The organism is Paenibacillus sp. J5C2022, assembly GCF_025567625.1.
In the GTDB taxonomy this organism is placed as follows: domain Bacteria; phylum Bacillota; class Bacilli; order Paenibacillales; family Paenibacillaceae; genus Pristimantibacillus.
Window position 1 is genome coordinate 240067 of the sequence record NZ_JAOQJC010000004.1, and the last position, 25985, is coordinate 266051.

The window sequence follows — 25985 nt, forward strand, 5'->3', positions numbered from 1 at the left end:
TTAATGAGTCTAATTGAGATTCACCAAAATATTAATGCTATTATCATCCATGATCAAAATGCCGATGTAAAATAACAAGGCAATTGGCGCTGAAAATAATGTATGCCTATTTTTGGAGCGTGAAGAACATGAAAATTATGTTGGTTGATGACGAAGTGCTGGTGCTCCATCAAATTCATCGAATGCTTTCGGGATATTCCAGAATTTCGGTGGTCGGCTCGTTTCAGAATGCGCGGGAGGCTATTGCAAGAATGCCGGAAATTCAACCGGACGTCATATTTTTCGATATTCACTTGCCGGAGCTGTCGGGCATCGATGCTGTGGAGTTGGCACAGGAGGTTTGCTCGGGGATCGATATTGTATTTGTAACGGCATATAGCGAATATGCTATCCAGGCGTTCGATCTGAATGCAGTCGATTATTTGCTTAAGCCGCTGCATCAAGCTCGTTTGGATCAAACGATAAAACGACTGATGCAAAGAAGATTGCATAAACAAGAAGACATCGGGTCAACGGAACCTTCCCGCGTTCTCTGTTTTCGAACTCTCCGTTTTCAGAACAATGGCAGCGGGTCTTCAGAAATTCCGAAATGGCGGACGACCAAAGCGCAGGAGCTGTTTGCTTATCTGCTGCACCATCGCGGCAATATCGTCCTCAAGGAAACGATTCTGGAGCTGCTATGGCCGGAGCTTGACATGAAACAAGCGATGAGTCAACTGTACACATCGATTTATCACATCAGACAATGCTTGAAGCAAATGGGCATCGATATCGCCATACGCAATCTGACGATCCAGGAAGGGTATATGCTGGACACAAGTCGCATACGAATTGACGTGGATGAATGGGAGAACGGGTTGAGGCAGTCTGGCGGAGCGGATATCGCGGACAATCACTCCGAGCTGCTGCAACTGCTTGAGCGTTATGAAGGAGACTATTTCCAGGAGCATGGCTATGGATGGGCGGAGAACGAACGCGAAAGATTAAGGAAGCTATGGTATCAGCATGCCCGTCTGTTAGCCCGATTCTATGAGAAATCCGGAGTCCTGAATGAGGCGATTGCGATGTATGAACGGATTCAGGACGCGGATCCTTATAACGAAGACGACGCACTTGCGCTGATAAAGCTTTATATGGCAACCGGGCGGCGGACAGAAGCGGAGAGTCACTATCGTAAGCTGGATCATCTGTTTTCAAATGAGCTGCGGATCGGCTTGACCAACAAGCTGGTAGACTGGTTCGAATCAGTCGAGCCATAGCTCGTATTGCTAGAGGTGTGTACTTGGCTTGGGGGAGGCAAGCGCATTGTTCGCCTCCCCCAAGCCAACTGCCTGCTAATGCTAAAGCTTGATACTCCTCACGCTTCACTTCGGTATGACAAAAGAAACGGTCGTACCTTGCTCCGGATCACTCTGAATTTGCAATCCAATTCCATACATTTGTTTCAGCCGCCGATCTATATTGAGCAACCCGACTCCCTGCCTGCTGCCCGAACGTGTGCGCAATAGTCCTTGCACCGTTTCTTTATCTATTCCAACGCCGTTATCGGTAATAGTTGTTTCTAGATGGTCTTCATATTCGGTGATTTGGATCACAATCCTTCCTCCTGATGAACGCCTCGTTATACCATGCCGTACTGCGTTTTCCACGAGAGGCTGGATGGAAAGCGGAGGAATCTTCAACTGCATGCCTACATCAATTTCCCAAATAATATCCAGATTTCCGTTGAAACGTTCATTCTCGATATACAAATAAGAACGTACAAGAGCAAGCTCCTGATCAAGCGGAACAAGCTGCTCGGAATTTTGAAAGCTGAAGCTGGCTCGTAAATAATTTCCAAACTCGTCAAGCAGGAGGCGCATTCTGTTTAGATTGATGTCACTGAGCGCCGCTATTGCATTGAGCGAGTTGAATAAAAAGTGGGGCTGTATTTGCGCTTGCAGCCATGCCGCTTCCATACGCAGCCGTTCGCGCATCGTACGGTGCACATCGGTTAATGCCCTCACCCGAGCAATCAACTCCATCGTATCCGCAGGTTTTACAACATAATCGTTGGCGCCCGCCAAAAATCCCATGGAAATATCTTCAGTCTTGCCGCGCGCGGTCAAAAGCAGAATAGGCAGCTCGGAGCTCGAATAGCGCTCGCGGATCGCGCGCGTTAACTCATATCCCGACATGTGAGGCATCATGACGTCGGCAATGACCAGATCCCACTCCCTCGCTTTTAGCTGGAATAATGCTTCCTTGCCGCTCGTAACCGTAACGATATCGAAGCTTTGCGCAGCTAAGATGTCCTCCAATACTTTCAGGTTGAGCGGATCGTCGTCCACAGCCAATATGATCGGTCTATCGGTAGAGCCGGAGCTTTGCGTATCCGCCGCTTCTCCGAATTGAAAGCCGGCTGCGCCTGTTTTCGTATAAGCAGGCAACAGATCCGATACAGCTTCCAGTTCCTGTTGAGCGGATGATGAATCGGACAGAGCCAGAGCAAACGTAAACACTGTGCCTTCTCCAGGAGTAGAGCTGACCTTGAGCGCTTCGCCGTGAAGCTCCACAAGCTGCTTGCAAATGCTAAGGCCCAGTCCAATGCCGCCGCCGGGAGACGCCGTCATACCGGAGTCGCCCTGCTCGTAGGGTTGAAATATTTTTTGCAGCGTCTCCGCGTCCATGCCGGCGCCTGTATCCGCAACGCTTATATATGCCTTCCTGTCCTGCGCTACCGCCCGGATGACGACAGTTCCTTCGTTAGTAAATTTAATCGCGTTGTGAACCAGATTAAATAAAATTTGAACGAGTCGGCTTTCGTCGGCCATCACTCGCGGGAACGTGTCTGGAATTGCGTTGACGAGGCGTATCGGCTTGCCGTCGGTCATGAAGCGCAATAGATCGAATACGCCGGAAGCGACTGCTTGCACATGAATGCTTTGCACCTGCAGGCGAATGATGCCCTCCTTGAGACGCGTCAAATCGAGCAGGTCATTTAACATAAATGACATGCGCCGGCCGACGGTAATCATCAGTTCCAAATTGAGGGCGTTCTTATCGCTTAGCGAATGTTTTTCGCTGTCGAGGACGGTTTGCGCGATATTCAGCATCCCGTGCAGCGGATTTCGCAACTCATGGGATGTGTTCGCCAGAAAATCATCCTTCCGCTTGTCGGCCATTGTTAACTGCTCGTTCAACTTGGCGTTTTCTTCGGAATTGCGAAAGAACTGCTTAAACCAGTAAGCGCAAAAACAGATTATAGCAGCCAGCACGTCAAACGGGTAGTAGACACTTGTTACTTCCATGCGATAATTAAACAATCCCCAGATGGTACTGGATAATATGCTTGTGGCGGCAAGCACCAGAAAGATAGCGTCTGGCTGGTTCCTGGCTATCATTTTGCCAACCAGATAGACAATCCAGGCTAATGGGAACCAACCAAGCAGCAGGAATACTTTAGCTTCGATCGAAAAATAAATGAGCGGCGGCGGCATGATCGCTACAAATACTGAATATATGGCAACGGCGACGGCGTACGTACGGAATAATCTATTGTTTATTCTAAAATAGGCAAATATTCTGACCAGCAGCAGAAAGAAAAAAGAAATCGACAAATACGAGAGTACCTTGATTTTCAGCGCCCATGCGTAGCTGATAAAAGGCATCCATGTCAGCAGCAGGCTGTCGTGATCGGACACAATCGAAAGACCGGAGACCAGGAGCAGCATGAAGAAGGCAAGAAACGATTTTTGCCGATTAAATGCGTATAACATCAAAGCGTACAAGCTATGCAGCATCAGTATGATAAATGTCACAACCTGAAAGCCAATGGAACTCCAGCGTTCATGATCGATGGCTGCTTCCGACCCGAAGCGGATGTCCCTGGCAATGCCGCCATTATACGGATTTTCGAAATTGGCCACGCGTACAAGCAACTCGATCGTACTCACTCCGTTCGCTTTATAGAGCGGGGAATAAGAAATCCGGCGGGGCGTATACATTGTCGCTTGCTCTGCCGGTTGGCCGACGCCTGCTATCTGACCATTGAATTCGATAGCGGAAGAGGCTTGGATATCCTGAATCCAGAATTCGAAGGACTGCTGCGGCAAAGGATCGATAAGAATGAGCAGCCGGTATGTCCCGTATCCGAAAGAGGAATTTGACCCGGACGGAAGAGCGCTCCGCCAATCTCCCGGAACCTGAATATAACGCTTGTCAAGGGATTGCCGGCTCTTGTCATTATGCGTAATAAACGCTTCCGGATAAAACTCCCACTCGCCATTTAGCGAAATGGGATAGGATTTCACGAAGTCATGTCCGCGCAGATCCAGCACGCCCTGAACCGCAGCAGGATGTTCATGCACGGGAAATATCTCCGTCCAAAGCCACCGGAGGCCGAGAAGTATGGAGAGAAACAGGACGAACGTCACAGCATACTTTAGGGCGGCTTTGTTTTTTATCCGAATCACAATGAGCTCACTCCTATCATTTTGTCAAGAAATTTCACCATATGCTTGTAAATGTCGAAATTCATAATTTTCGACAAAAACAGCATAAATTCCTTCTTCGCGCGCAAAAGCCCGCCAATGTTTCGTATATTGGCGGGCTATCTTGATTTGAGCTTATTTCATTAATGGCGTTTGGTTACATCTTCCAAATTTCCATACCGTTTGATGTTTCATATTGATGGTCATTGGTCGCTTCCATAATGTCATAGTATGCCCAGTAGCCGCTTGAAAGGTCTTTGAAAGCTTTGATGCCGGTAGAAGCATCGATGGCTTTCTTGTCAGGCTTACGATTAAGCATTCTGTTTACAATCGTTGCAGACTCTGCGCGAGTGATGGTTTTATCCGGTTCAAAGGTGCCGTTCGGATAGCCACTTACCCATCCGTATTCCGCCGAAGTTGCAATGCTTGAATAAGCCCAATGGGTGCTCGAAACATCTGTAAAGCTCTTATTGCCTGTAGCTTTATTCGAGAAGCTCACCGCAATGATTGTAAACTCTGCGCGAGTGATGGCCTTATCTGGTGAGAAGGTGCCATCTTCATAACCGTTAATAATACCAAGGCTGGCTAAGGTGTTTACAGCTTTTGCATACCAAGCATTGTCAGGTACATCTGCAAAGCGCGTTCCAGAAATATTTACATCTTGATCTTTCAGAAGATTATAGAACATCTGAGCTACTTCAGCACGGGTCATCGGGGCATCCGCTCTAAAGGTTCCATCCTCGTACCCTCTTAAATAGGCGAAATGCTCTATCGTATTGAGCAACTTGAATACTCCCGTTACGGTAGTTGGCTCCTTGTCTAAAGCTTTGAACGTAGCATTAATCTTAACTGCGCCATTCGGTTGGACATACGTGTAAGTACCGTTGCCATTGTCCGTATAGCTGATTACATTACCTTTACTATCTGTAATCCATAACTTGTCCAGCTTGTATCCCTCATCAGGTGTAACTGTAATGGTCACTTCAGTACCGGATATAGGGTTGCTATTGTCTACAATAACTTTTCCGCCTTCCAAGTTACCAATTGTGACTTTGTAGCCAACGATCACGCCTCCGCTTGATGGCTGCGAAGGACCTGTGCCCGGCAAGTTGTCCACAAATATCTCCTGGTTCGAGTAAAGCAAAGCGTAAGTCGAAAACTTGGTTGAAGAGAACCTTACTGTTGTTCCATTGACAGAGCTTGGGATGAATTCCGCACGGTCATTGTGAACTCTGACAATAGCGAAATACTTATAACCGAGCAGGTTTGTTGGAATGTTCAGCGTAATGCTAATCGGCTCCGGCACTACAGGAACAAGCTCTGAAGTGCTTTTTTCGTCGATCACTGTACCACTGTTGTCTAGCACATCTACTTTTTTGGTAATGTTAATATCATACATAAAGCCAATGTTGGCCGCACTTGGGGCAGCGAGCGTTTCAATTAAGGCTTTGTCGTCTAATATTTCCTGGTTAGTGCTGGTAGACACATTCGTTGCATTCAGATTAAGAGTGACATTCAAAGACTGGCCATTAATCAATGCCTCAGCAATTTCCTCAGACGTAAGCAGCATGCCCTTTTGAGCATCCAATTGGTTTCTGGTGACAGCGGGATTTACAACACTGCCGCTTACGACACTGTGAATGTTTAATGAAGGCAGCAAATTCAATATCGCATTAGATACAAGCTCTACCGTAGTCCTGCTTATTTGCAGTTGTTCTTCCGGTGTGAGAGCCGTAAATTCTTCATGTGCCGCTTGTAAAGCTTCTAAAGTATTCGTATCGATAGCAGCTGTCATATTGCTGGCGATCTGTGAAACAGCGGTAGAAGGATGAATAATCATGTTTCCTTCGTCATCGCTTGTAACGCTCATTCCCGCAGGTGTTCCGACAATTGGCGCAAATGGTCCAAAGGTGACGTTGCCAGCGTCATCTACGGTAGCAGTAGACGTAAATGTTGCGTTAAGCGCTTCGTTATCAGGGTTCGCAATCGTAATACTTGCCGGATACACCCCTACTGGCACATCGTTTACAGCGTATTTGCCGGTATGCTGATTCACACTGCCTGTAACGCCGGCCACAGTAATGGTTGCATGGGTAGGATAGGCTCCATTCTCATACTTCATTCCGCCGGCGATATTGACCAACGGAACCAAGGCGGCTCTTGCCTGCTCCAGCGTTAACTTCGCCTCATCGACTTCGGCTTGTGTCGCATCAGGATCGGCCAGCACGGCTTGTGCCGCGGTCAACGTTTGCTGCAACACTTGCCAGCTGCTCGGTGTATAGGTTGCCGGATTCAAGTTTTCCGCGGCAATCTCCGCTTCCTTAGCACGCAGCTCGCTCAAGTCGACCAGAGAGCTCCGCGCCGATTCCAGAGCGGACAACGCTTGTCCGAGCTCTTCCGGAGTAGCTTGCGGCGAGGTTAGCAAATCATTCGCATCTTCCAGCGCTTTGGTCAAATCTGCCCAGCTGCCTGTTGTGTAGTCGCCCGGTATCAGGGTGCCGATTGTAATTTCGTTCTGGACTTCGTCTGTCTTGGCTTGCAGCTTGTCTTTATCACTAACCAAGCCCGCCTGAGCGCCTTCCAAAGCGGCCAGGGCAGCATCGACCTGCGCCTGCGTGGAACCCGGATTGTTCAACACGGCTTCGGCGTTAGTCAGCGCGGTTCGCAGCGCTGTCCAGCTTTCTGGCGTGTAGTTGGTCTCCGTCAGGCCATTGATTCCGATCAGTTTGGTTTGAAGATCGGATTTGTACACTTTCGCGAAGGTGAACAGAGCTCCGTTGTCGAATCTGCTGCTATCGAAAGTAGCTTGACCCGCCGCATCCAGCGTAATGCCCGAATTCACTCCGTCAATAATGAGATAGTAGAGAACGGAAGGATTTTCGGCCGTCACATCCAGCTTCAAAGTGATGTCCTGGTCCTGCCAATTCGATTTTTCCACCTTAAACACACGGTTCAACTGCTTCAGCGTGTGTCCCGGAGCTTCCAGCACGTCGGTTTCGTAATTGGCTGTTGCACCGTTGTCGCTGAATACGAGGAACGAGGAATCATTGTTAATCGTATTCGTGTTGGCCGCATTGGAGGCTTGTACGGCATCGCCTAAAGCGATCGTTACCAACGCGCCCTGCTCCTGCGACTTGGACTGCTTCTGCAGTAGATCGCTGCCGTCATCCCGACCGACGCCGGTAATCCGGTTGCCGTAGCCTTGATTATCGGCTGCCGTCCACATCTTGTCGGTGCCATTGCTGGCTGTATAATCCGAGTTGCCGCCATTTAGCGTCAAGCCGTATTTCAAAGCCAAATAGCTGTTTACTTTCAACTTCTCAAGGGCGTCCAGCTTGCGATTGAACACGATAGTTTCGGAAATATCGCCCTGGAATATGCTGAAATGACCGGCTCCTATGTAATAGGTATTCGGAACAGGAGGGTCAAAGTTAACGCTGTTGGATGTTTCTTTGAGCAACGGGTTGCCATCGATTGAAAGCGCCCATTCCTGAATGGCTGCGAATGCGTCCATCAAGCGGGGTTTCTTCAGATCGATGCCGCCGACTCCAACAGACCGGGCAACCTCGGATCCGAAGCGCGTTACAATGCTTCCGTTGCCGTCTTTGTTGCCGTAAGTCGAATTCTGTAAATTAAAGTTACCTCCGAAATCCCATGGAAATCTGTTGGCTGTGTCGGTAATTTTGCTAGTCTGCACCGAGAATACTTCCCGCTCTGTATCCGTAGTCCCGAATGAATCAGCCTTATAATAACCGTTATATCCCGTTGCTTGAATACCGGCATTGAAATTGATCGCCGCCGCATCATACGGCATAGTCCCCCCAGCTTGATGAGACCAGTTTCGATTAGGATCGGCCAAATCTGCCAAGCTGCCGACGGCTGTTGGACTATTGGCGCTTTTCTCCACGTTAACCCACGAGATCAGGCCGTCGCTTACACCGCCCGGAGCGACATTATCGTTAGTAACTGGTGTGGAAATGGTCTTGGTTGTGTTTAATTGAATACTAGTGTCGTCAGTCGGCATTCCGCCGTACTCGATGACGTAGCCTTGAACACTAGGGTCGCCAGGGTTGAAATCATTCCACTTGCCCGCATTAGCCCCTGTTCCACCAAAAATATGGGCAACATACTCGCCGCCGCCGTAATCATTGGGTTCACCTGAAGCCCAGTTAGCATACGCACCTACCGAGCTCCCCGGATTGTAACCATTCCAGAACTGCAAGCCGTTACCGCCGTCTGACAAGCCTTCAGGGCCTGTCACCCAACGCCAGTCACCAACGCCCGGAGTGGTGGCGACAGGTTCTTGATTTGGTCGTCCAATATCTCGCGCGCCAATATAACCAGTGCCGCTCGTTTTTTTCCAAATGAAATCATTCTCGCCTTGACTTGTAATGGTTGCGAGGTAGCCTTGGCGCCCAAAGTAGGTTTGGGCGCTAGCCCCTGCTACTGCATCGTTCCAAGAAACGCCTGCAAGGGGAACATAGTAATAGAAATGACCGTTCTCGCTGTAAGGCAGCGCGCTGCCCATTGAAAACGCGATGGTCCTGTCGCTTATATCTGTGGATGTGGTTGAATACTTAACAGTTCTTAATAAATCTTGATATGCTGCCGCCGAAGCATTGCCTGTAAGTATTATAACGCCATTAGCAGCATTGCTTTTATCTACCGTAATGTCGCTGCCTGCTGCCATAGCTTCATCGATGGACAAGGAATCTCCAGTCTGAAGATTGTCTATGACAACCGTAGCGCCCGGCAATATGCCGCCATTATCGGTATATTCAATCGTTAAATTCCCGTCAACCGTTACAGGGGTAATGCCTTGGGATGCAGTTGTTCCTGCGGATGCGAATATACCAGCCGATATTGGAGCGGCACTCATCAGTTTTTTAAGTTTCGTGCCATCCGCCACATACACATTGCCGCTGCTGTCTACGGCTATGCCATAGGGACCAGTAAAGCTTTCCCCACCGGTGATGTCCGTCCAACTAGTACTCCCGTTCGACAGTTTTTTTATTGTCTTATTGCCCCAATCCGTCACATACACATTGCCGCTGCTGTCTACGGCCACGTCTTGTAAAGCGGAAAAGTTTCCTGAATAGGTGATGTCCGTCCATTCAGTGCTTCCGTTCAATCGTTTTTTTACTTTGTGATTTCCAGCATCTATCACATACACATTGTCATTGCTGTCTACAGCCACTCCACCGGGATAGCTAAAGCCTCCCGAATTGGTAATGTCCGTCCAATTACCGTTCGACAGTTTTTTAATTGTATGAGCTTGATTATCCGCCACATACACATTGCCGCTGCTGTCTACTTCTATGCCGAAAGGAGCAACAAAGCTTTCCGAACCGGTGATGTCCGTCCAACTATTACTTCCGTTCAAAAGCTTTTTTACTTTGTGATTGTTATTATCCGCCACATACACATTGCCGCTGCTGTCCACGGCAACTCCATTGGGATTCGCAAAGTCTCCCGAATAGGTAATGTCCGTCACACTGCCGTTCGACAGTATATTAATTGTATTATTGCCAATATCCGTCACATACACATTGTCGCTGACTGCTGTTACGCCATAGAGAGAGCTATAACTCTCCGAACCGGTGATGTCCGTCCACGTTCCAGTTGCCGCAAATGCTGAACTCCCGCCTGCAACCAACTGGAGCACAGGGAGGAACATCAACAACATACACATCAGCGCATTAGGTATTGTTTTTTTGATTAGCTTCTCTTTCAATTTGTACTCATCCTTTCTTTTATATAGGTACACGCCTCTAAATTTCTTTTTCTTCCATTAAACAATCACCCATACTTCATTTATTCCGCTCTCAACTCCTGTCCGATAGGTAGTCAAAGCACTTACTTCTCTCATAATTCGATAAAACACACTTCTTTTCGACAACCGTGATGATAACAAAAGGAACTCTACAAGATCTCTACATTACATCGGGAGTACATCTTCAATTTTTCTTTATTAAGCTTGTCCCTTTAGAAACTGCTTCCGCCTTTTAGCCAGAGCGAAGGCCAATTATAGCTATAAATCTCTAAAATTCCTTTAAGATTTCTCTAAGATTCCTATCATTCTTTTTGTGATATAATCTGTACGATGTACCGTAGGGATATAATGGGAAAAGAGAGACGTCCGCTCCAACAGCGGAGATATTTCCCGCGCTTATTCTGATAGATTAATAGGTAGTGAATCTTTTTAATGCGGATGAAAAAGGAAGAAGCAAGTTTGGAAAAAAGGAGAATCAGTGAATTATGAATAAACAGAAACAAAGGGTGACAATGAAAAGAAGAATGAAATCGATCGCAATCATGCATTGTGCTTTCCTAATGTTATTCAGCGCAATGACCATGCTGCCAGAAAGGTTCGGCGGACCGACTGTCGTAAAGGCGGCGTCGCCGACAATCATTACGACAGCTGCACAGCTTGATAACGTGCGCAATAACTTAAGCGGCAGCTATAGGCTGGGGGCCAATATTGATTTAAGCGGGTACAGCAATTGGGTGCCGATCGGAGACAATAGTCATCCATTCATCGGCACGTTCGACGGAGGCGGCTATACGATATCTCATGTATCGATCAACAATTCTACGTTTCATACAGGCTTCTTCGGTTATGTGGGTGGAGCTGGAACGATAAAAAACGTTGGTTTGACAAGCGTGAATGTAAGCGGTACCGGTTATGTGGGTGGATTAGTGGGGAAAAGCTTTGGAACCATTACAAATGCCTATGTCTCCGGGAGTGTGAAATCAACCGGGTCCAACGTCCCTATCGGCGGATTAGCGGGATTGAATTATGGAACCATTACAAATGCCTTTGCCACCGGAATTGTGAGGGGGGGGAGCGCTTCTAATGCCGGCGGAATAGTGGGAGACAACGAAAGCTCCATTTCGAATGTATATTTCACCGGAATTGTGAGTGTTGGCAGTGGTAAAACCGGCGGAGTTGTGGGATATAACCATGGAAGTGTGAGTGACAGTTATACCAATCTTTCTCCATTAAGTGGTTACAATGTCGCTGGATATAGCTCCGTCACTGGCTCCTCTGTAGAATCGTTATCAAATATGGAACTACAATCAACCTATTCCACTTGGAACTTTTCAACTACCACGGCAACAGTTGAACCAAGTCCACCATTCTCTGGTAATCTAAATTCAGTCACGATATCCGGTACCAGAGGGGCGGCAATTACGAACGGAAACAAGATAACGTATAATTATTTGGAAAATACGATTGGTACCATTACGCTCAGTGATTCCAGCGGACACTCACAAACTGTGTCTGTTAGTGCTGGTCAGTCAATGGTAACGGTCTCCAGTGGAGCCTTTCAAGGGTTGACGCTTCATTATACGGATCATAATGATAATCAAATCTATCAAAATACCATCACTATTCCCGCATGGGGAATTAGTGAAGGGAAGACGACCCCCTATCTGCGTTCGTTCAGCTACAGCGCGCCGACCGTCAGCTTTGGCACGAACGGAAGTGGAACAAGCTATGTGCAATCGGCGTCATCGACGATCACCGTCCATGATGCGGGCAGCGGTGTCAATGCTGGTTCCTTGGAATATGTTTGGACGCAAGATGCAAGCACGCCGGGAAGCGGGGCGACATGGACTAGCTTTACAAGTGGCGCCGTCTTGACGAAAAGCAGTGGTGACGGTGCGTGGCACTTGCACATTCAAGCGAAGGATAGCGTTGGGAATACCGTAAATACATCTTCGAATGCGTTTCAACTGGACAATGCCGCGCCGACAGTCATCTTCGGCACGAATGGAAGTGGAACAAGTTATGTGCAATCGGCATCATCGACAGTCACTGTCAATGATGCCGGCAGCGGAGTGAATGCAAGTTTCTTGAAATATGTTTGGACGCAAGATGCAAGCACACCGGACGGGGGAACAACATGGAAAAGCTTTACGGACGGAGACACCCTCATGAAAGGTGGATTGGATGGCGAATGGTATCTGCACATTCAAGCCAAGGACGAAGTAGGGAATACAACGGATGTGGCGACGAACCGATTCGATTTAGACAATACCGCACCGACCGTTTCCTTTGGCACGAATGGGAATAGTACCTATGAAAAATTGGCATCGACCACCGTTTCGGTCAGTGATCATGAAAGCGGTGTGGATGCCGGCACCTTACAATATGCGTGGACGCAAAGCGCGAGCGTCCCCGACAGCGGGTGGAGCACATTCGCGAGCGGAGATACGCTGACGCAAGCTGGTGGAGACGGCAGTTGGTATTTGCACATCGGCGCAACCGATCAGGCAGGCAATGTGCAGAGTCAGGTTTCGAACCCGTTTGAGCTAGATAACACGAAGCCTGCCGTTACGCTATCAAGTGCTGCAGGAGGCACGGTTAATGCCGCTTTCCCGATTACCGTCACCTTCAGCGAAGCCGCAAGCGGCTTTGATGAGAGCGACATCGTTGTCGGCAACGGCACCGTTTCGAATTTTGTTTCTGTCACTGCGACTGTTTACTCCGCCGTGATCAATCCGATCGCGAGCGGTCAGGCGGTGACGGTAACCGTTCCGGCGGAGGTCGTGACCGACGCAGCAGGCAACGGCAATGAAGCGACAACTGTCAGTTACCTGTATGACACCACCAAGCCTGCGGTTGTTTTCGACGGCTTCACCGCTAATCAGATTTTCACGACTCCGCCAACCTACGTAACCGTTACCGTCAGCGAAGCGGTCTATTGGGCGGCGGACGGAGCGGAGTTGACTTCTTCCAATGCATCTGCGCTCATTAGCGTAGAGAAGGACGGAGAGCCATTTTCAAACTACACGCCATCCTATGATGAATTATCGCGTACGTATACCTTGACGTTTAATGGCACGCTCGGCGACGGCGTTTACGAGGTTAAAGTCGCCGGGAACGTGGTTGAAAACAATATTCATAACACGCTTGACGCGGCAAGTATGAGCTTCACCATAGCGGTGCCTAACGTGACTGGCATTTCCGCAAGTCCTGCAATCTTTTCCAGTGACGGAGGAAATGCTGCAGTCGCGATGATCGGGTCGAATCTCACCGGGCAATCGATTAAAGTCTATGTAGACGGAGCGGAAGCCGCCACTGCGAACGTGGCCAGTGCCGCAAGCGCGGCGGCAACCGTCGCAATCCCGCAGAACGCGACCACAAGCGATGTCATCCACACCTTGACGGTGTATCTGAACGGCGTGGAGGTGGCGGACCAATCCGCGACGGTGACGGTGAGCGGCAAGTCCATCGCAAGCAATAGCAGCGGTACCGTTTCCAGGCCGTTCATCGACAATAACGGCGTGCTGCTGGATCCGGATACCATCGACAGCGCGAAGCCGTCCGTCACGCTCGAAGCAACGCCCAAGGACGGAGTAATCTACGTCAGCTTGCCGGCAAGCGTTTTAACCCGTTTTGAAGGGAATAACGCTGCTTTTATCATCAAGATTCAAGCGTCTTACGGCAGTTATCAAGTACCGGTCAATCTGGCATCGCTCATACCCGGACTGAAGGAATTGCTTGCCGCAACCGGCCTCCGGGCAGAGGATATCAGCTTCAAGATCACCTTGACCGACAAGTCCGGCGATAGAGGCGTACAGACAGCGTTTGCAAGCGACTTGCCGAAAGGCGAAGTAATGGGCGCGATTGTCGATTTCCGCATCGATATCCTAAACCCGAAGACAGGCCAAACAATCGGAACGGCGGATCAATTCAGCAAGGCGCTGACAAGAATGATTCCGATGCCGAAACATAGGTCAGGCATGCCGTCGCAATGGGGCGCGTTCCGCTATAATGAGGAGACTGGGAAGTTCGATTTTGTCTCAGCTCGGAGCATGCGGATCGATGACATGTGGTATGTCATGATCAACTCCCATTCTAACAGCGTGTATGTCGTAGCGGACAATGCAGTGGGCTTTACCGATATACAGAAGCACTGGGCTCAATCGTACGTCGAGCTTGCTGCGGCAAAAGGGTTGGTTAACGGAGTTGGCAGCGGGAAGTATAGTCCCGACAAAGCCGTAACGAGAGCGGAGTTCACCTCCATGCTCGTTCGGGCGCTAGGACGAGGCACATCTACCGGAATCACAGAGCCTTATGACGATGTGAAGTCCGGTACGTGGTATTACGGTGATGTGTCGACTGCGAAGGAGCTTGGGCTGCTAGACTTTGTGAGTGGCACGAGCTTTAAGCCGGATCAAATGCTGACCCGCATGGAAATGGCGAGCATGCTGGCGGCCGTCATTGCGCTGGAGCAACTCCCGTTCACTAAGGAGCGGGTAAGTATGGACGGCTACAAGGACATAAAGGATATAGATGAAGCCTATCTGGAGGACGTGCGCTTGATGGTCAAGCTTCAGATTATGACAGGCATAGACGCCGACACGTTCAGTCCGAAGGGCGAGACGACACGCGCGCAGGCGGCAGTCGTATTCATAAGAACGATGAGAACGCTTGGAATGATAGATGGATAAGGGTCGACACTAAACAAATCCCGCTTGAAGGAGTCTGGTCTATTCAAGCGGGACTTTATTTGTTAGAGATTTTGGCAGTGAAATACCCAACTGCGGGAGAACGCATCGCTGGCAGCGATGATGTTAGGGGCCATACAATAGAAAGCGGCTAAACACAAGGGATTCCGGGTGTTTGGCTATTTTTCTATGTCCAGAAATACCTGTAAGATTAGATGTGATGCATCCTGAATACTGGCCTGAGGCTGGAGAGGATAATTTTGTCATGGGGGAGAAAGCTTGACCAATGGACTCGCCTTCTGCTCTAGCACCTTCAACACCTCCCAGTTGGTTGTATCTTCGCTTTTCAGGAACAGCAGCCAGTTGAGCAGCGCCTTCATTTGGTATGATGTGTTCATTCAGCTTTGACAGTTCCATGATGTGTATTTCAATGTCATCGATCAACGTTATGCCGCTATGATCTTGGCGCAATACCTTTAATTAGCAGTTCTGTCCATTGAGCGGTATAAGGCACTATTTTGGAGTAGATGTGCGGGCTGGAGATCCCTTCAACAATGGCTTGGAAATAAACCAAAAGAAATTCATCTGAATATTTCAGGTCAACCTTGCCTTCTTTACGCCCGCGGTGGAATAAATCCAGCATAAGACTAAAGCTTTTCTCGGTATATTGCTGCATCATCACAGTTGAGCCGGCATCATCCTTCTTCGTAAAATAATCCATCAAATCCAAGTAAAACTGTTTGTTTATTTTTTTTAAAGAATTAATTTTACTCTGACTCATGGCAATGAGGGTTTCTTCGAAAGGTCTATTCTCGGCCATGATTTCTTGGGCTGTTTCACCCAATTGACTTAAAAAATATTTAAAAACCTCGTGGATCAAGTTCTCTTTGCTCCCAAAATACTTGAAAATCGTTGTTTTACCAACATTGGAATTTTTGGCGATATCATCTATCGTTACATTTTCTATGCCAGCTTCGGTATTGATCAAGTGAAATGCTGCCGCCAAAACTTGATTTTTCTTCTCCTGTGTCCTCTTCTCAAATCCATTCATTTATCTTCCTGCTTTCTACTTATTATAATTAAGATTATTTCGGGAGATTTAGTTCGTATCCTTCCTTAATATTTAGTATATAGCAATAGTTATGGATTATCAAACAAACAATAGTTCAAAACTAATTTATTTTAAATTGACAAAACCGAATAAGAGGTGTATAACTGAATTTGTAAATGAACTTTGGTTTAGAACAGAGCTATATCGAGGCATATATGAACTATTTATACATTTAAAGTTCATAATAATCCGCAAAGCAGCTTTGCTTTAAACTGGAAAGCACGTTACTAAAACTGGTTAGGGAGGAGTTTTAGTGCCATGACAGAAATTGTGAAAGTACAAGGCTTGAAAAAAAAATTCGGGAAATTTAATGCGTTGTCTGATGTGTCATTTACGATAAATGCCGGGGAAGTTGTCGGCTTTATTGGGCCAAATGGCGCTGGGAAATCAACAACGATTCGTACTTTGCTCGGAATCATCAATCGGGATGCGGGGGATACGAAAATTTTCGGCAAGGATGTTTGGAAGGATAGCCTTGAAATCCATAAACGAATTTCTTATGTTCCAGGAGACGTAGCTCTTTGGGGCAGCTTAACAGGCGGTGAAATTATAGATTTATTCATCAAATTGCATGGGGGCGGAGACAAAAATAAACGCGACTATTTGATTAAACGTTTTGAACTGGATCCTAAGAAGAAAGCCAAAGGCTATTCCAAAGGAAATCGACAAAAAGTCGGCTTGATTGCGGCTTTGTCCGTTGACTCCGATTTGTATATTTTCGACGAACCGACTTCGGGCCTTGATCCATTGATGGAAGCGGTCTTCCAAGATGAAGTTGAAAAAATTAAGAATGCGGGGAAAGCGATCTTACTTTCCTCTCATATTTTAAGCGAAGTGGAACGTCTAGCCGATAAGGTGGTAATTATTCGCCAGGGGAAAGTGGTGGAAATTGGAACGTTGAATGAATTGCGTCACTTAACACGTTCTACGGTTACTTTAGTGACAGAGGGTGATGTGGTTAAAATGGCATCCGTTAACGGTGTCCATGATTTCAAGCAAACAGGGAATCAAGCGACATTCTCCGCGGACAATGAATTTATCAATGATATTTTAAGCGAAGCGACAAGATTGGGCGTTAAGAAGTTTGAATCGGTTCCACCTACGCTTGAAGACTTATTTATGCGTCATTATGAAGTTTAAGAGCGGGAACGGAGGAAACTAAGATGCAGGAAAAATTTGCACGTTGGGGCGTACTGTTTGTTCTATATCTGAAACGTGATTGGAAAAAAATCATCATCTGGATATTTGGTTTAGGCTTGTTTTCTGCCGGTTTTATTCCAGCCTTTGAAGAAATCGAAAAGGGGCAAGGTTTGCAGGGAATGTATGAAACCATGCAAAATCCTGCCATGATATCCATGGTTGGTCCGACACCGGTTGACGCCGCAGCCGATTATACTTTAGGTGCGATGTATGCGCACGAAATGTTGTTATTCTGTGGCTTGTTTGCGATGATTATCGCTGCTTTGCATGTGGTGAGCCATACTCGTAAAGAAGAAGATCAAGGGCTTACTGAACTGGTACGCTCCTTTCAAGTAGGTCGTCAGGCCAATTCGCTTGCAGTGCTTACCGAAGTCGTCATTATCAATATTTTATTGGCGCTCGTTATTGGCGGAATTATGACTAGCTCTGGGGCAGATACGATTTCGACCGAAGGATGCTTCTTGTTTGGCGCATCCATCGGGATGGCTGGGGTCCTGGGAGCCGTAATCGCATTAGTCATGGCGCAAATTATGCCAACTTCATCCGGTGCTACGGGCTCATCGCTGGGAATTATAGGCTTGCTCTATATTTTTCGCGCAGGTACGGATGTGTCGAATGTTGATTTCTCCATGATCAATCCGATGGGCTGGACTTATCTGACTTATCCATTTACGGAGAACAATTGGTTCCCGCTGGTTTTGGCCGTAATCTTCAGTATAGTCGTCTTGATCTTCGCTTTTGCCCTTGAAGGCGCTCGGGATATGGGGGCAGGTTATTTGCCTGAGAGAGAAGGTCGGGGGTCAGCGAAAAAATCATTGCTATCTGTACCTGGCTTGTTTATCAAGCTTAACAAAGGTGTAATTATTAGCTGGATGATTGCTTTCGTCATTATGGGAGCAGCCTATGGTTCGATTTATGGAGATATGCAGACGTTCCTTGAAAGCAATGAAATGATGAGCCAAATGTTTACGGTATCCGGCGTTTCACTCGAAGAAGCATTCACCGGGACCATTATGATGGTCATGATTGGATTGGTTTCCATTTTACCGATAGCCATCGTGAATAAGCTTTTCTCGGAAGAAGTGCGGTTACATTTGAGCCAGCTTTATGCTACAAGAGTGACTCGTGCCAGACTCTTTTGGACGAGTGTCATTATGGCCATCGTTGCCGGAATCGTTGGCATTTTGCTGGCTGCGGGCGGATTAGGCGGGACAGCCATTTCTGTAATGGGTGACGGTTCTTCCATGGATATGGGTGATTTTATCGCCGCAGGCTATAACTTTTTTCCCTCTGTGTTGTTCTATACCGCTCTTGCCGCAATGGCTCTAGGTTGGGCACCAAGACTAGGCAAAGCAGTTTATGTTTATCTTGGCTATTCGTTTGCTTTGAACTATTTCGGCGGCATTTTGGATTTGCCGGAATGGTTCTCAAAAACAGCCGTTCAAAGTTGGATTCCGCGGATGCCGGCAGCTCCGTTTGATGCAACAACTTTTATTGTGATGACATTGATTAGTATCGCCTTGATGGTTATTGGCTATATTGGGTATCACAAACGAGATATGGTTGAAGGAGCTTAACAACCTGTTGATTATCGCGTTTCGCTCGAAAGAAAATAGCTCTTAAGAGCCACATCTATTTTTGAGAAAGGGATTTGATATTGGCCTTTCGGCACCTCTGCCGGAAGGCCTTACTTACTTGTACAGTCATCCTCATACAGGTCAATCACTTCAATCCTTCCTCTTTCTACTTTAATTGTAACATATAAAAAATTCCAAAAACAGTCTACTTATTATAATTTTTTACTGCTAAAATTCGATAAAGTGTTAATGTATTTCAAGGTTAAAAAGCTAAAGGAGGAAAATGTATGAGTTCATATGTGCTTTGTTTTCAAGACATTGACAAAACAGGCCTCATGGTTGTTGGGGGGAAAGGGGCGAACCTGGGGGAACTTTCAAAGATTGAAGGAATACGCGTACCCGATGGCTTTTGTATTTCTACGGAAGCCTTCAAAAGAACTATTGGGAAAACGTCGACGATTCACGAATTACTTGATCAGTTATCGCTTCTTAAGGTGGAAGACCGGGGTAAAATCAGTGAACTTAGCGGTGAGATTCGCAAGGTCATCGAAGGGATCGCCATCCCTGAGGATATTATTGAAGAGGTCACCCACGTTCTCTCCAGACTTGGAGAAACAAATGCCTATGCAGTACGATCCAGCGCAACGGCAGAGGATTTGCCAACGGCCTCCTTTGCAGGCCAACAGGATACGTATTTGAACATCATTGGAAAGAAGGCAATTCTAGAGCATATCAGCAAGTGCTGGGCATCCCTGTTTACCGAGAGGGCAGTCACTTACCGCCTTCAAAACGGCTTCGACCATCGAAAAGTACACTTGTCTGTGGTTGTTCAGAAGATGGTCTTCCCACAGGCAGCTGGGATTTTGTTCACTGCTGATCCCATCTCTTCTAACAGGAAGATATTATCTATTGATGCCAGCTTCGGACTGGGTGAGGCCTTGGTCTCCGGTCTGGTGAATGCCGATATCTACAAAGTAAGTAACGGCAAGGTTATCGAAAAGAAGATCTCTGCCAAGAAGCTGGCGATTTATGCCTTACAAGATGGCGGAACAAAGGAGCAGCAGGTTGAGCCTGAGAGGCAGAAAAGGCAAGTGCTGATAGACGAGCAGATTTTGCAGCTTGAGCACATAGGTAGAAGGATCGAAGAATATTTCGGCTGCCCTCAGGATATCGAATGGTGTTTGGTTGACGATACTTTCTATATTGTGCAGAGTCGGCCAATCACTACTTTATACCCGATCCCTGAAGCGAATGATACAGAAAATCGCGTTTACGTATCTGTCGGTCATCAACAAATGATGACCGATCCCATGAAACCGCTAGGAATGTCTCTTTTTCAATTAACGTCTCCTGCACCCATGCGTAAAGCTGGCGGAAGGTTATTTGTCGATGTTACACCTATGCTGTCTTCTCCTGACAGCAGAGAAAATATATTAAATACCATGGGACAATCCGATCCGCTCATCAAAGACGCACTTATGACCATCTTAGAACGAGGAGATTTTATTAAGTCGTTAACAATTGATAAAAAAGAACAGAGTCCCGTCAAAAGCAATAAAGGGATGTCGTCGGCAGGTTTCCAAACGCAAATTAATACCGATCCAGCTATCGTTTCTGATTTGATTAAGAGGAGTCAAACATCGATAGAAGAGTTAAAACAATCCATCCGAACAAAATCAGGATCCGATGTATTTGATTTCATTCTGGAAGATATCCAGCAATTAAAAAAGTTTTTATTCGAACCACAAAGTATGGGTGTAATTATGGCTGCTATGAACGCATCAACATGGATCAATGAAAAAATGAACGAGTGGCTAGGCGAAAAAAACGCAGCAGATACGTTATCTCAATCTGTACCGGGCAATATTACTTCGGTAATGGGTCTGGCGCTATTGGATGTTGCAGATGTGATTCGTCCGTATGCGGAAGTCATTAATCACTTGCAACATGTAAATGATGACAACTTCTTGGATGAACTGGTCAAGTTTGATGGCGGACAGGAGGCACAAGACGCGATCTATGATTTTCTCGGTAAATACGGAATGCGATGCAGCGGAGAAATTGATATTACGAAAACTCGGTGGAGCGAAAAACCAACGACACTTGTTCCGATGATTCTGGGTAACATCAAGAACTTTGAGCCGAATGCCAGCCATCGGAAATTTGAACAAGGGCGACAGGAAGCTTTGAGTAAAGAGCAAGAGTTATTAGATCAATTGAAGCAATTATCGGATGGCGAACAGAAAGCCGAAGAAACAAAACGAAGGATCGACCTCATTCGGAATTTCAGCGGGTTTAGGGAATATCCCAAATACGGCATGGTTAATCGTTACTTCGTTTATAGGCAGGCTCTGTTGAAAGAAGCCGAACGACTCGTACAAGCAGGCGTTATTCATGAAAAAGAAGATGTTTACTATCTCACTTTTAAAGAACTTCACGAAGCCGTATGCGCCAATAAATTGGATTACCAGATTATCAGTGAACGAAAAGACGAGTACAAATTATATGAGAAACTAACACCACCACGTGTTATTACGTCTGATGGTGAAATTATTACAGGTGAGTACAAGAGCGAAAATTTCCCGGCCGATGCGATTGTAGGTCTAGCTGTTTCTTCCGGAGTGATAGAGGGACGGGCACGTGTCATCTTAAACATGGAAGATTCGGAACTAGAAGATGGAGATATATTAGTCACCGCCTTTACTGATCCGAGCTGGACACCGTTGTTCGTATCTATACGAGGTCTTGTCACCGAAGTTGGCGGACTGATGACCCATGGAGCAGTTATCGCTCGTGAATATGGCCTGCCGGCAGTTGTCGGGGTAGATAATGCCACCAAACTGATAAAAGATGGGCAACGAATTCGCGTGCATGGAACAGAAGGGTATATTGAGCTATTGTAACGGCCGAAGATGATAGACATCTAGATGTGGAGAAGATGAATTGGTGGAGTAAAGAGGAGCGGAGTACCTCTCTTCAGCCTGTTGAGTTTTGTTATTTAAACTCTTTACAAATAGTGGTTTGCAATATAAAATATGTCCAAGTCTGGTTTAGGAGGATATCAAAAAATGAACCGTTTTATGTTTGTATTAACAGAATCCTATAACCATCATCATAGTTAGGCGTTTGTAATGCGGAATTTTTTCCGTAGGTACAAACGCTTATTGGCGTTATACCTACGGACTTGAAGCATAAGAGTCATGTAGGTATTTTTATCCTGCATGGCTCTTTTTGTTTAAAAAAAATTGGAGGTAGAAAGAAATGCAAAATTCAAGCATTGTATTCAAAGTTCCAGAACAGAATGAACTGCTTACAGAGCGTTTCAAAACACATAAAACGCTATTCAACAGAGAGGTACTGAATGGAGTTTTATCAATTTTCGATGAGGTAGCCAATAAGGGCGATGAAGGAATCAGAAGTCTAACAACGAAGTTTGATGAAGTTGTTTTGGATGAAATGGTTTTATCAAATGATTATGTGGAAGGATGCAAATCTTCGCTGTCGCCAACATTACGCTCAGCTATAGAACAAGCAATTAGAAATGTGCGAGATACTAATTTAGCTATGTTACCGAAAACGTGGGAAAAGCAAATCAGACCTGGAACGATAATCGGTGAAAATGTGGTTCCCTTAGAATCGGTAGGCATATGGATACCAGCACGGAAAGGGCCGTTAATTTCTACTGCGATAATGCTGGTTGTGGCGGCAAAAACAGCAGGTGTTAAGAAAATCGTTGTCGGGATGCCCCCATTAAAAAATGGACTTGGAGACCAGGGAACGGTAGCGGCGGCAAAGCTTGCGGGAGCGGATCAATTTGTGATCGGCAACGGAGTATCTATAATTGCTGGACTTGCACAAGGCACAAATTCCATTCCGGAAGTTGATGGAATTTATGGACCGGGACCAGGTGCAATTGCGGCGGCAATGAGTATGGCAATGACATATGGTAAAAAGAGTGTATTAGGCATTGGACCAACTGAATGTGTAATTTTCGCAGACGAAACTGCAGATCCGTTAAAAACAGCTTATGATTTAATCAATGAAGGAGAGCATGGTCCGGATTCTTCTTCAATCCTTGTCACAACTTCTATAAACCTTGCTCATCAAGTAGAAGCTCTCCTTTGGAAATGTATTGATGAGGTCGAGGGAAAACGAAGACAATACTTACATAATGTCTTTGGTTCTAACGGTAAGGGTGCAATCGTTGTTGCATCCAACATTGACGAAGCTTTTGATTTTATTAATTGGTTTGCTCCAGAACATTTGATGATTGTATGTGATAAAGAAACGGAGAAGCGTGCTTTGACCAGTATAGACAATGCAGGTGAAATTCTTATCGGTGAATACACTCCTTTTTCGGCGGCGAACTACGGGATAGGGATTACAGCGGTATTGCCGACTAATCATTTTGCAAGAGCCTTTTCTGGTGTGACAGCAAAGGATATGGTGAAGTATTCAACAATCGGAAGACTGAGTAAGGATGCTTTACAGGAAATATATCAGATAATTAAAGAGATGGGGAATTACGAACAATTACCTTGTCACGTAAAAGCGGCTGATATAAGGTTGCTTGAATAGGCGAATACAGCTACATCATTTATTCAATCTTTTTGACCATCTTAAAATTAACGAGTAGAACGCCCCTGCGTTCTACGGATTGAGATTGAATCGTTTGGTACCCATGGCGTTCAAAAAAAGATTTAGCGGTAATGCTTGCATCTGTACTCATTTCATCAAGTTTGAGACTTTTTGCTTCTCTTTCAAGTATTTGTATGAAAGCTGAAGCGATCCCTTGTCCCTGAAAGTCTTTATGAATGTAAAGTCTGTCTAAATAACCTGTGGCAGTCATGTCACTGAAACCGATGATTTTACCATTAGTTTCTGCGACATACGTTATGTTATGGCTTAAGGATTCCTTCCAGTTTACAATTTTCGCTTCTTTTTCGTCCTTCGGTGCCCAAGCTTCAAGTTGTTCTAGCGAATAGTCCCTTGCATTTATTGTATGAACTGTTTCATAGAAAAGGGTGACGATCTGAGATGTGTCTGAGTGTATAAACTTTCGTATTTCCATGGCTTCTCTTCTCCTTCCTTCACTCGCAATTCATTTGTTAATAATAACTCCAAATTGTTCGCCTTTCACTATAATGTAAGGTTATGACCATTCTAGTCAAGCTTGGTGAATCATAAGAAAATACAACATGTCAATATTGTACAAATACAAAGGCATCCGGTAGGAGTACTATTAGAAGCGTATCTTCAACATCGTAAATAAGGAGTGGCGATATGCATTCATTTAATCGACTGCGTGAGCGTCTGGCAGAGAGGGCCGGCGATGTCAGAGCGCGGGCCGTAACTTATGTCGCTATAGGAGACAGCGTAACGCAAGGCTGCATGGAGGCCGGAGTGGTTGAATACAAAAATGTCTATCATCAAGTGCTGCGCAGGGCTATGGAGCGCAGATACCCCGAAACGGTCGTTAACGTCATTAATTCAGGTGTATCCGGAGATGCCGCTGAAGCTTCCAGGCCGCGCTGGGAACGCGACGTGCTCATGTACAAGCCGGACCTGGTGACGATATGCTTCGGACATAATGACGCACATGGAGGAAGAGAGGGGATTGTACCATTTGTCCAAGCGTTATCCGATCTGCTGGACAGACTGGCCGCGGAGACGGAAGCGGAAGTGCTGCTCATGACCCCATGTATGATGATGACGAAGGATAACGAGCGGATTGCGCAGGTTCACAAGGAGATGATTCCTTCCTTCCTAAAGCTTGCTGAAGAAGGAACGTTGAAGCTTTATGTCGAAGCGGTGCGGGAGCTTGCGAGGAAGCGCGATATTCCGCTGCTGGACATGTATGGATTATGGGAGCAGATGCTGCAGGAAGGAACGGATATTCACGAATTTCTCTCGAATGGCATTAATCATCCCAATCCAGAGTTTCATAAGCGGTGGGGCACGGTTTTGGAGCAAAAGCTGCTTGTTCCAGAGCTTGCCAATTAAACATAAGAAGGGCCGGGGCTCTACACCCCGGCTCTTTTCTTTGTTTCTGCCCAAGCCTGAATAGTTATTGCTCAGATGTTTTGCCCAGGCGATCCATGCGCCACTGAATGGGGCTCTTTCCGTGCTTTTGCTTGAATACTCTGCTGAAATAATGAATGCTCTGGTAGCCTGTTTTATCCACGATTTCCTGCACGCCCATGCTGCTGTTGGAGAGATATCCGGTAGCCGCCTTCATGCGCAGATCATTCAAGTATTGGAAGGGAGTTATCCCTTTGTATTTTTTAAACATGCGAATTAAGTAGGAAGGATTCAAATGAACAAAATCAGACAACGTTTGTAACGTAATCTTCTCCCAGTAGCTTGCTTCCATCCAGCGTACGAGCATTTCGATTGTATCTTTGGCGGGTGCGGGTGCTTCTCTATGGATTAACGTTTTATTTTTATTTTTGTTTTCCTGCGTTTCATAGGTTTGCACGACATGTCGAATTAAGGCAAGGATAGTTGTAATGTCCGACAGGGACATCTGATGGAACAAGCTCTGCTGCTCTGTCGCCCAATCCGATTTTAAAATTTGGGACAAATAGTCAATTCGCCGAGTGATCATGCTTTGCTCGGTAAAGCTTTCGTTCATGTGGAGTTGCAGATGGTTCCAAATGGTGCATATCTCGAATTCTGGGAATAAATTGGAATCTTTATCTTCCAATTCCCAGTAGAAATAACTATAGTTTTTTGAAATAAGCACGAGTTTATGATAAGTGTTAAGCGGAATAAGGATGAGGGCAGGGCCTTCAATCACATAGATTTGAGAAATAAAGTTAAGCTGTACCTTCCCTTCTGAAATATACAGCACTTCATGATGGTTAGGATGTATGCCGCCAAGCCGATCTGCGAAGGGCGGGGTGGAACGATAATCCTCCTTCATGGGCTGTGAGGTGCTGCCATAGCCGAAGTTCCTAATCTGCATAGTCTCATCTCCCGTCCAAGAACATGATGCGAATGAAAGAGAAACGCTAGTTTCATGGATCGTTTAGGCAAAATCCCCCTTGCGGGGATACAAGGACAAAAATACACCATGTGTAACACCGAAACTATGGATATCACTTGAACAACAATTCGTTTCTGGTAGACTATCTGTATGACAAAAGAAAATATAAAGCACGC

General features: G+C 46.4%; 12 protein-coding genes and 1 pseudogene. 7 read left to right on the forward strand and 6 right to left on the reverse strand.

Going from position 1 to position 25985, the window contains the following annotated elements:
- Nucleotides 1-128 precede the first annotated feature (128 nt).
- The gene (locus tag M6D81_RS05200; protein WP_262675756.1) at nt 129-1259 is read left to right on the forward strand and encodes a response regulator; all 1131 of its coding nucleotides are present in this window, start codon (nt 129-131) and stop codon (nt 1257-1259) included.
- Between the two features lie 105 nt (nt 1260-1364).
- Here the strand turns inward: M6D81_RS05200 and M6D81_RS05205 are convergent, their stop codons facing one another.
- Nucleotides 1365-4454 carry a hybrid sensor histidine kinase/response regulator gene (locus M6D81_RS05205; RefSeq protein WP_262675757.1) on the reverse strand — a complete coding sequence of 1030 codons (3090 nt, stop codon included), beginning with the start codon at nt 4452-4454 and terminating at the stop codon, nt 1365-1367.
- A gap of 175 nt (nt 4455-4629) precedes the next feature.
- Nucleotides 4630-10206 carry a DUF8202 domain-containing protein gene (locus M6D81_RS05210; protein ID WP_262675758.1) on the reverse strand — a complete coding sequence of 1859 codons (5577 nt, stop codon included), beginning with the start codon at nt 10204-10206 and terminating at the stop codon, nt 4630-4632.
- A gap of 524 nt (nt 10207-10730) precedes the next feature.
- Here M6D81_RS05210 and M6D81_RS05215 point away from each other — a divergent pair.
- Entirely contained in the window at nt 10731-14936 is a 4206-nt protein-coding gene (locus M6D81_RS05215; RefSeq protein WP_262675759.1) for an S-layer homology domain-containing protein, read from the forward strand.
- A gap of 299 nt (nt 14937-15235) precedes the next feature.
- On the opposite strand, the pseudogene M6D81_RS31975 reads toward M6D81_RS05215, so the two are convergent.
- Together M6D81_RS31975 and M6D81_RS05225 are read right to left on the reverse strand one after the other, a co-directional pair.
- A pseudogene (locus M6D81_RS31975) lies at nt 15236-15404 on the reverse strand (Rpn family recombination-promoting nuclease/putative transposase); the annotation flags it as partial.
- On the reverse strand, nt 15388-15984 hold the full coding sequence (locus M6D81_RS05225) for a TetR/AcrR family transcriptional regulator (protein WP_262675760.1): 597 nt from the start codon (nt 15982-15984) through the stop codon (nt 15388-15390). The pseudogene M6D81_RS31975 and the gene M6D81_RS05225, both read right to left, overlap by 17 nt.
- 318 nt (nt 15985-16302) lie before the next feature.
- On the opposite strand from M6D81_RS05225, the gene M6D81_RS05230 reads away from it, so the two are divergent.
- The 4 genes from M6D81_RS05230 to hisD all read left to right on the forward strand — a co-directional run bounded on the left by M6D81_RS05230 (nt 16303) and on the right by hisD (nt 23399).
- Entirely contained in the window at nt 16303-17184 is an 882-nt protein-coding gene (locus tag M6D81_RS05230) for an ABC transporter ATP-binding protein (protein ID WP_262675761.1), read from the forward strand.
- A gap of 23 nt (nt 17185-17207) precedes the next feature.
- The gene (locus M6D81_RS05235) at nt 17208-18821 is read left to right on the forward strand and encodes an ABC transporter permease (protein WP_262675762.1); all 1614 of its coding nucleotides are present in this window, start codon (nt 17208-17210) and stop codon (nt 18819-18821) included.
- Nucleotides 18822-19108: 287 nt separating this feature from the next.
- Nucleotides 19109-21724, forward strand: a complete 2616-nt coding sequence (gene ppsA, locus M6D81_RS05240) for a phosphoenolpyruvate synthase (RefSeq protein WP_262675763.1) — start codon at nt 19109-19111, stop codon at nt 21722-21724.
- A 358-nt stretch (nt 21725-22082) separates the two neighbouring features.
- Nucleotides 22083-23399 carry a histidinol dehydrogenase gene (gene hisD / locus M6D81_RS05245; RefSeq protein WP_262675764.1) on the forward strand — a complete coding sequence of 439 codons (1317 nt, stop codon included), beginning with the start codon at nt 22083-22085 and terminating at the stop codon, nt 23397-23399.
- A 19-nt stretch (nt 23400-23418) separates the two neighbouring features.
- On the opposite strand, the gene M6D81_RS05250 is transcribed toward hisD, so the two are convergent.
- The gene (locus tag M6D81_RS05250) at nt 23419-23892 is read right to left on the reverse strand and encodes a GNAT family N-acetyltransferase (protein WP_262675765.1); all 474 of its coding nucleotides are present in this window, start codon (nt 23890-23892) and stop codon (nt 23419-23421) included.
- 212 nt (nt 23893-24104) lie between these two features.
- Here M6D81_RS05250 and M6D81_RS05255 point away from each other — a divergent pair, with 212 nt between their 5' ends.
- Nucleotides 24105-24824 (forward strand): SGNH/GDSL hydrolase family protein, encoded by a 720-nt coding sequence (locus M6D81_RS05255; RefSeq protein ID WP_262675766.1) that lies wholly within the window; start codon nt 24105-24107, stop codon nt 24822-24824.
- Between the two features lie 64 nt (nt 24825-24888).
- Here the strand turns inward: M6D81_RS05255 and M6D81_RS05260 are convergent, their stop codons facing one another.
- The gene (locus M6D81_RS05260) at nt 24889-25746 is read right to left on the reverse strand and encodes an AraC family transcriptional regulator (RefSeq protein ID WP_262675767.1); all 858 of its coding nucleotides are present in this window, start codon (nt 25744-25746) and stop codon (nt 24889-24891) included.
- Between the last annotated feature and the right edge of the window lie 239 nt (nt 25747-25985).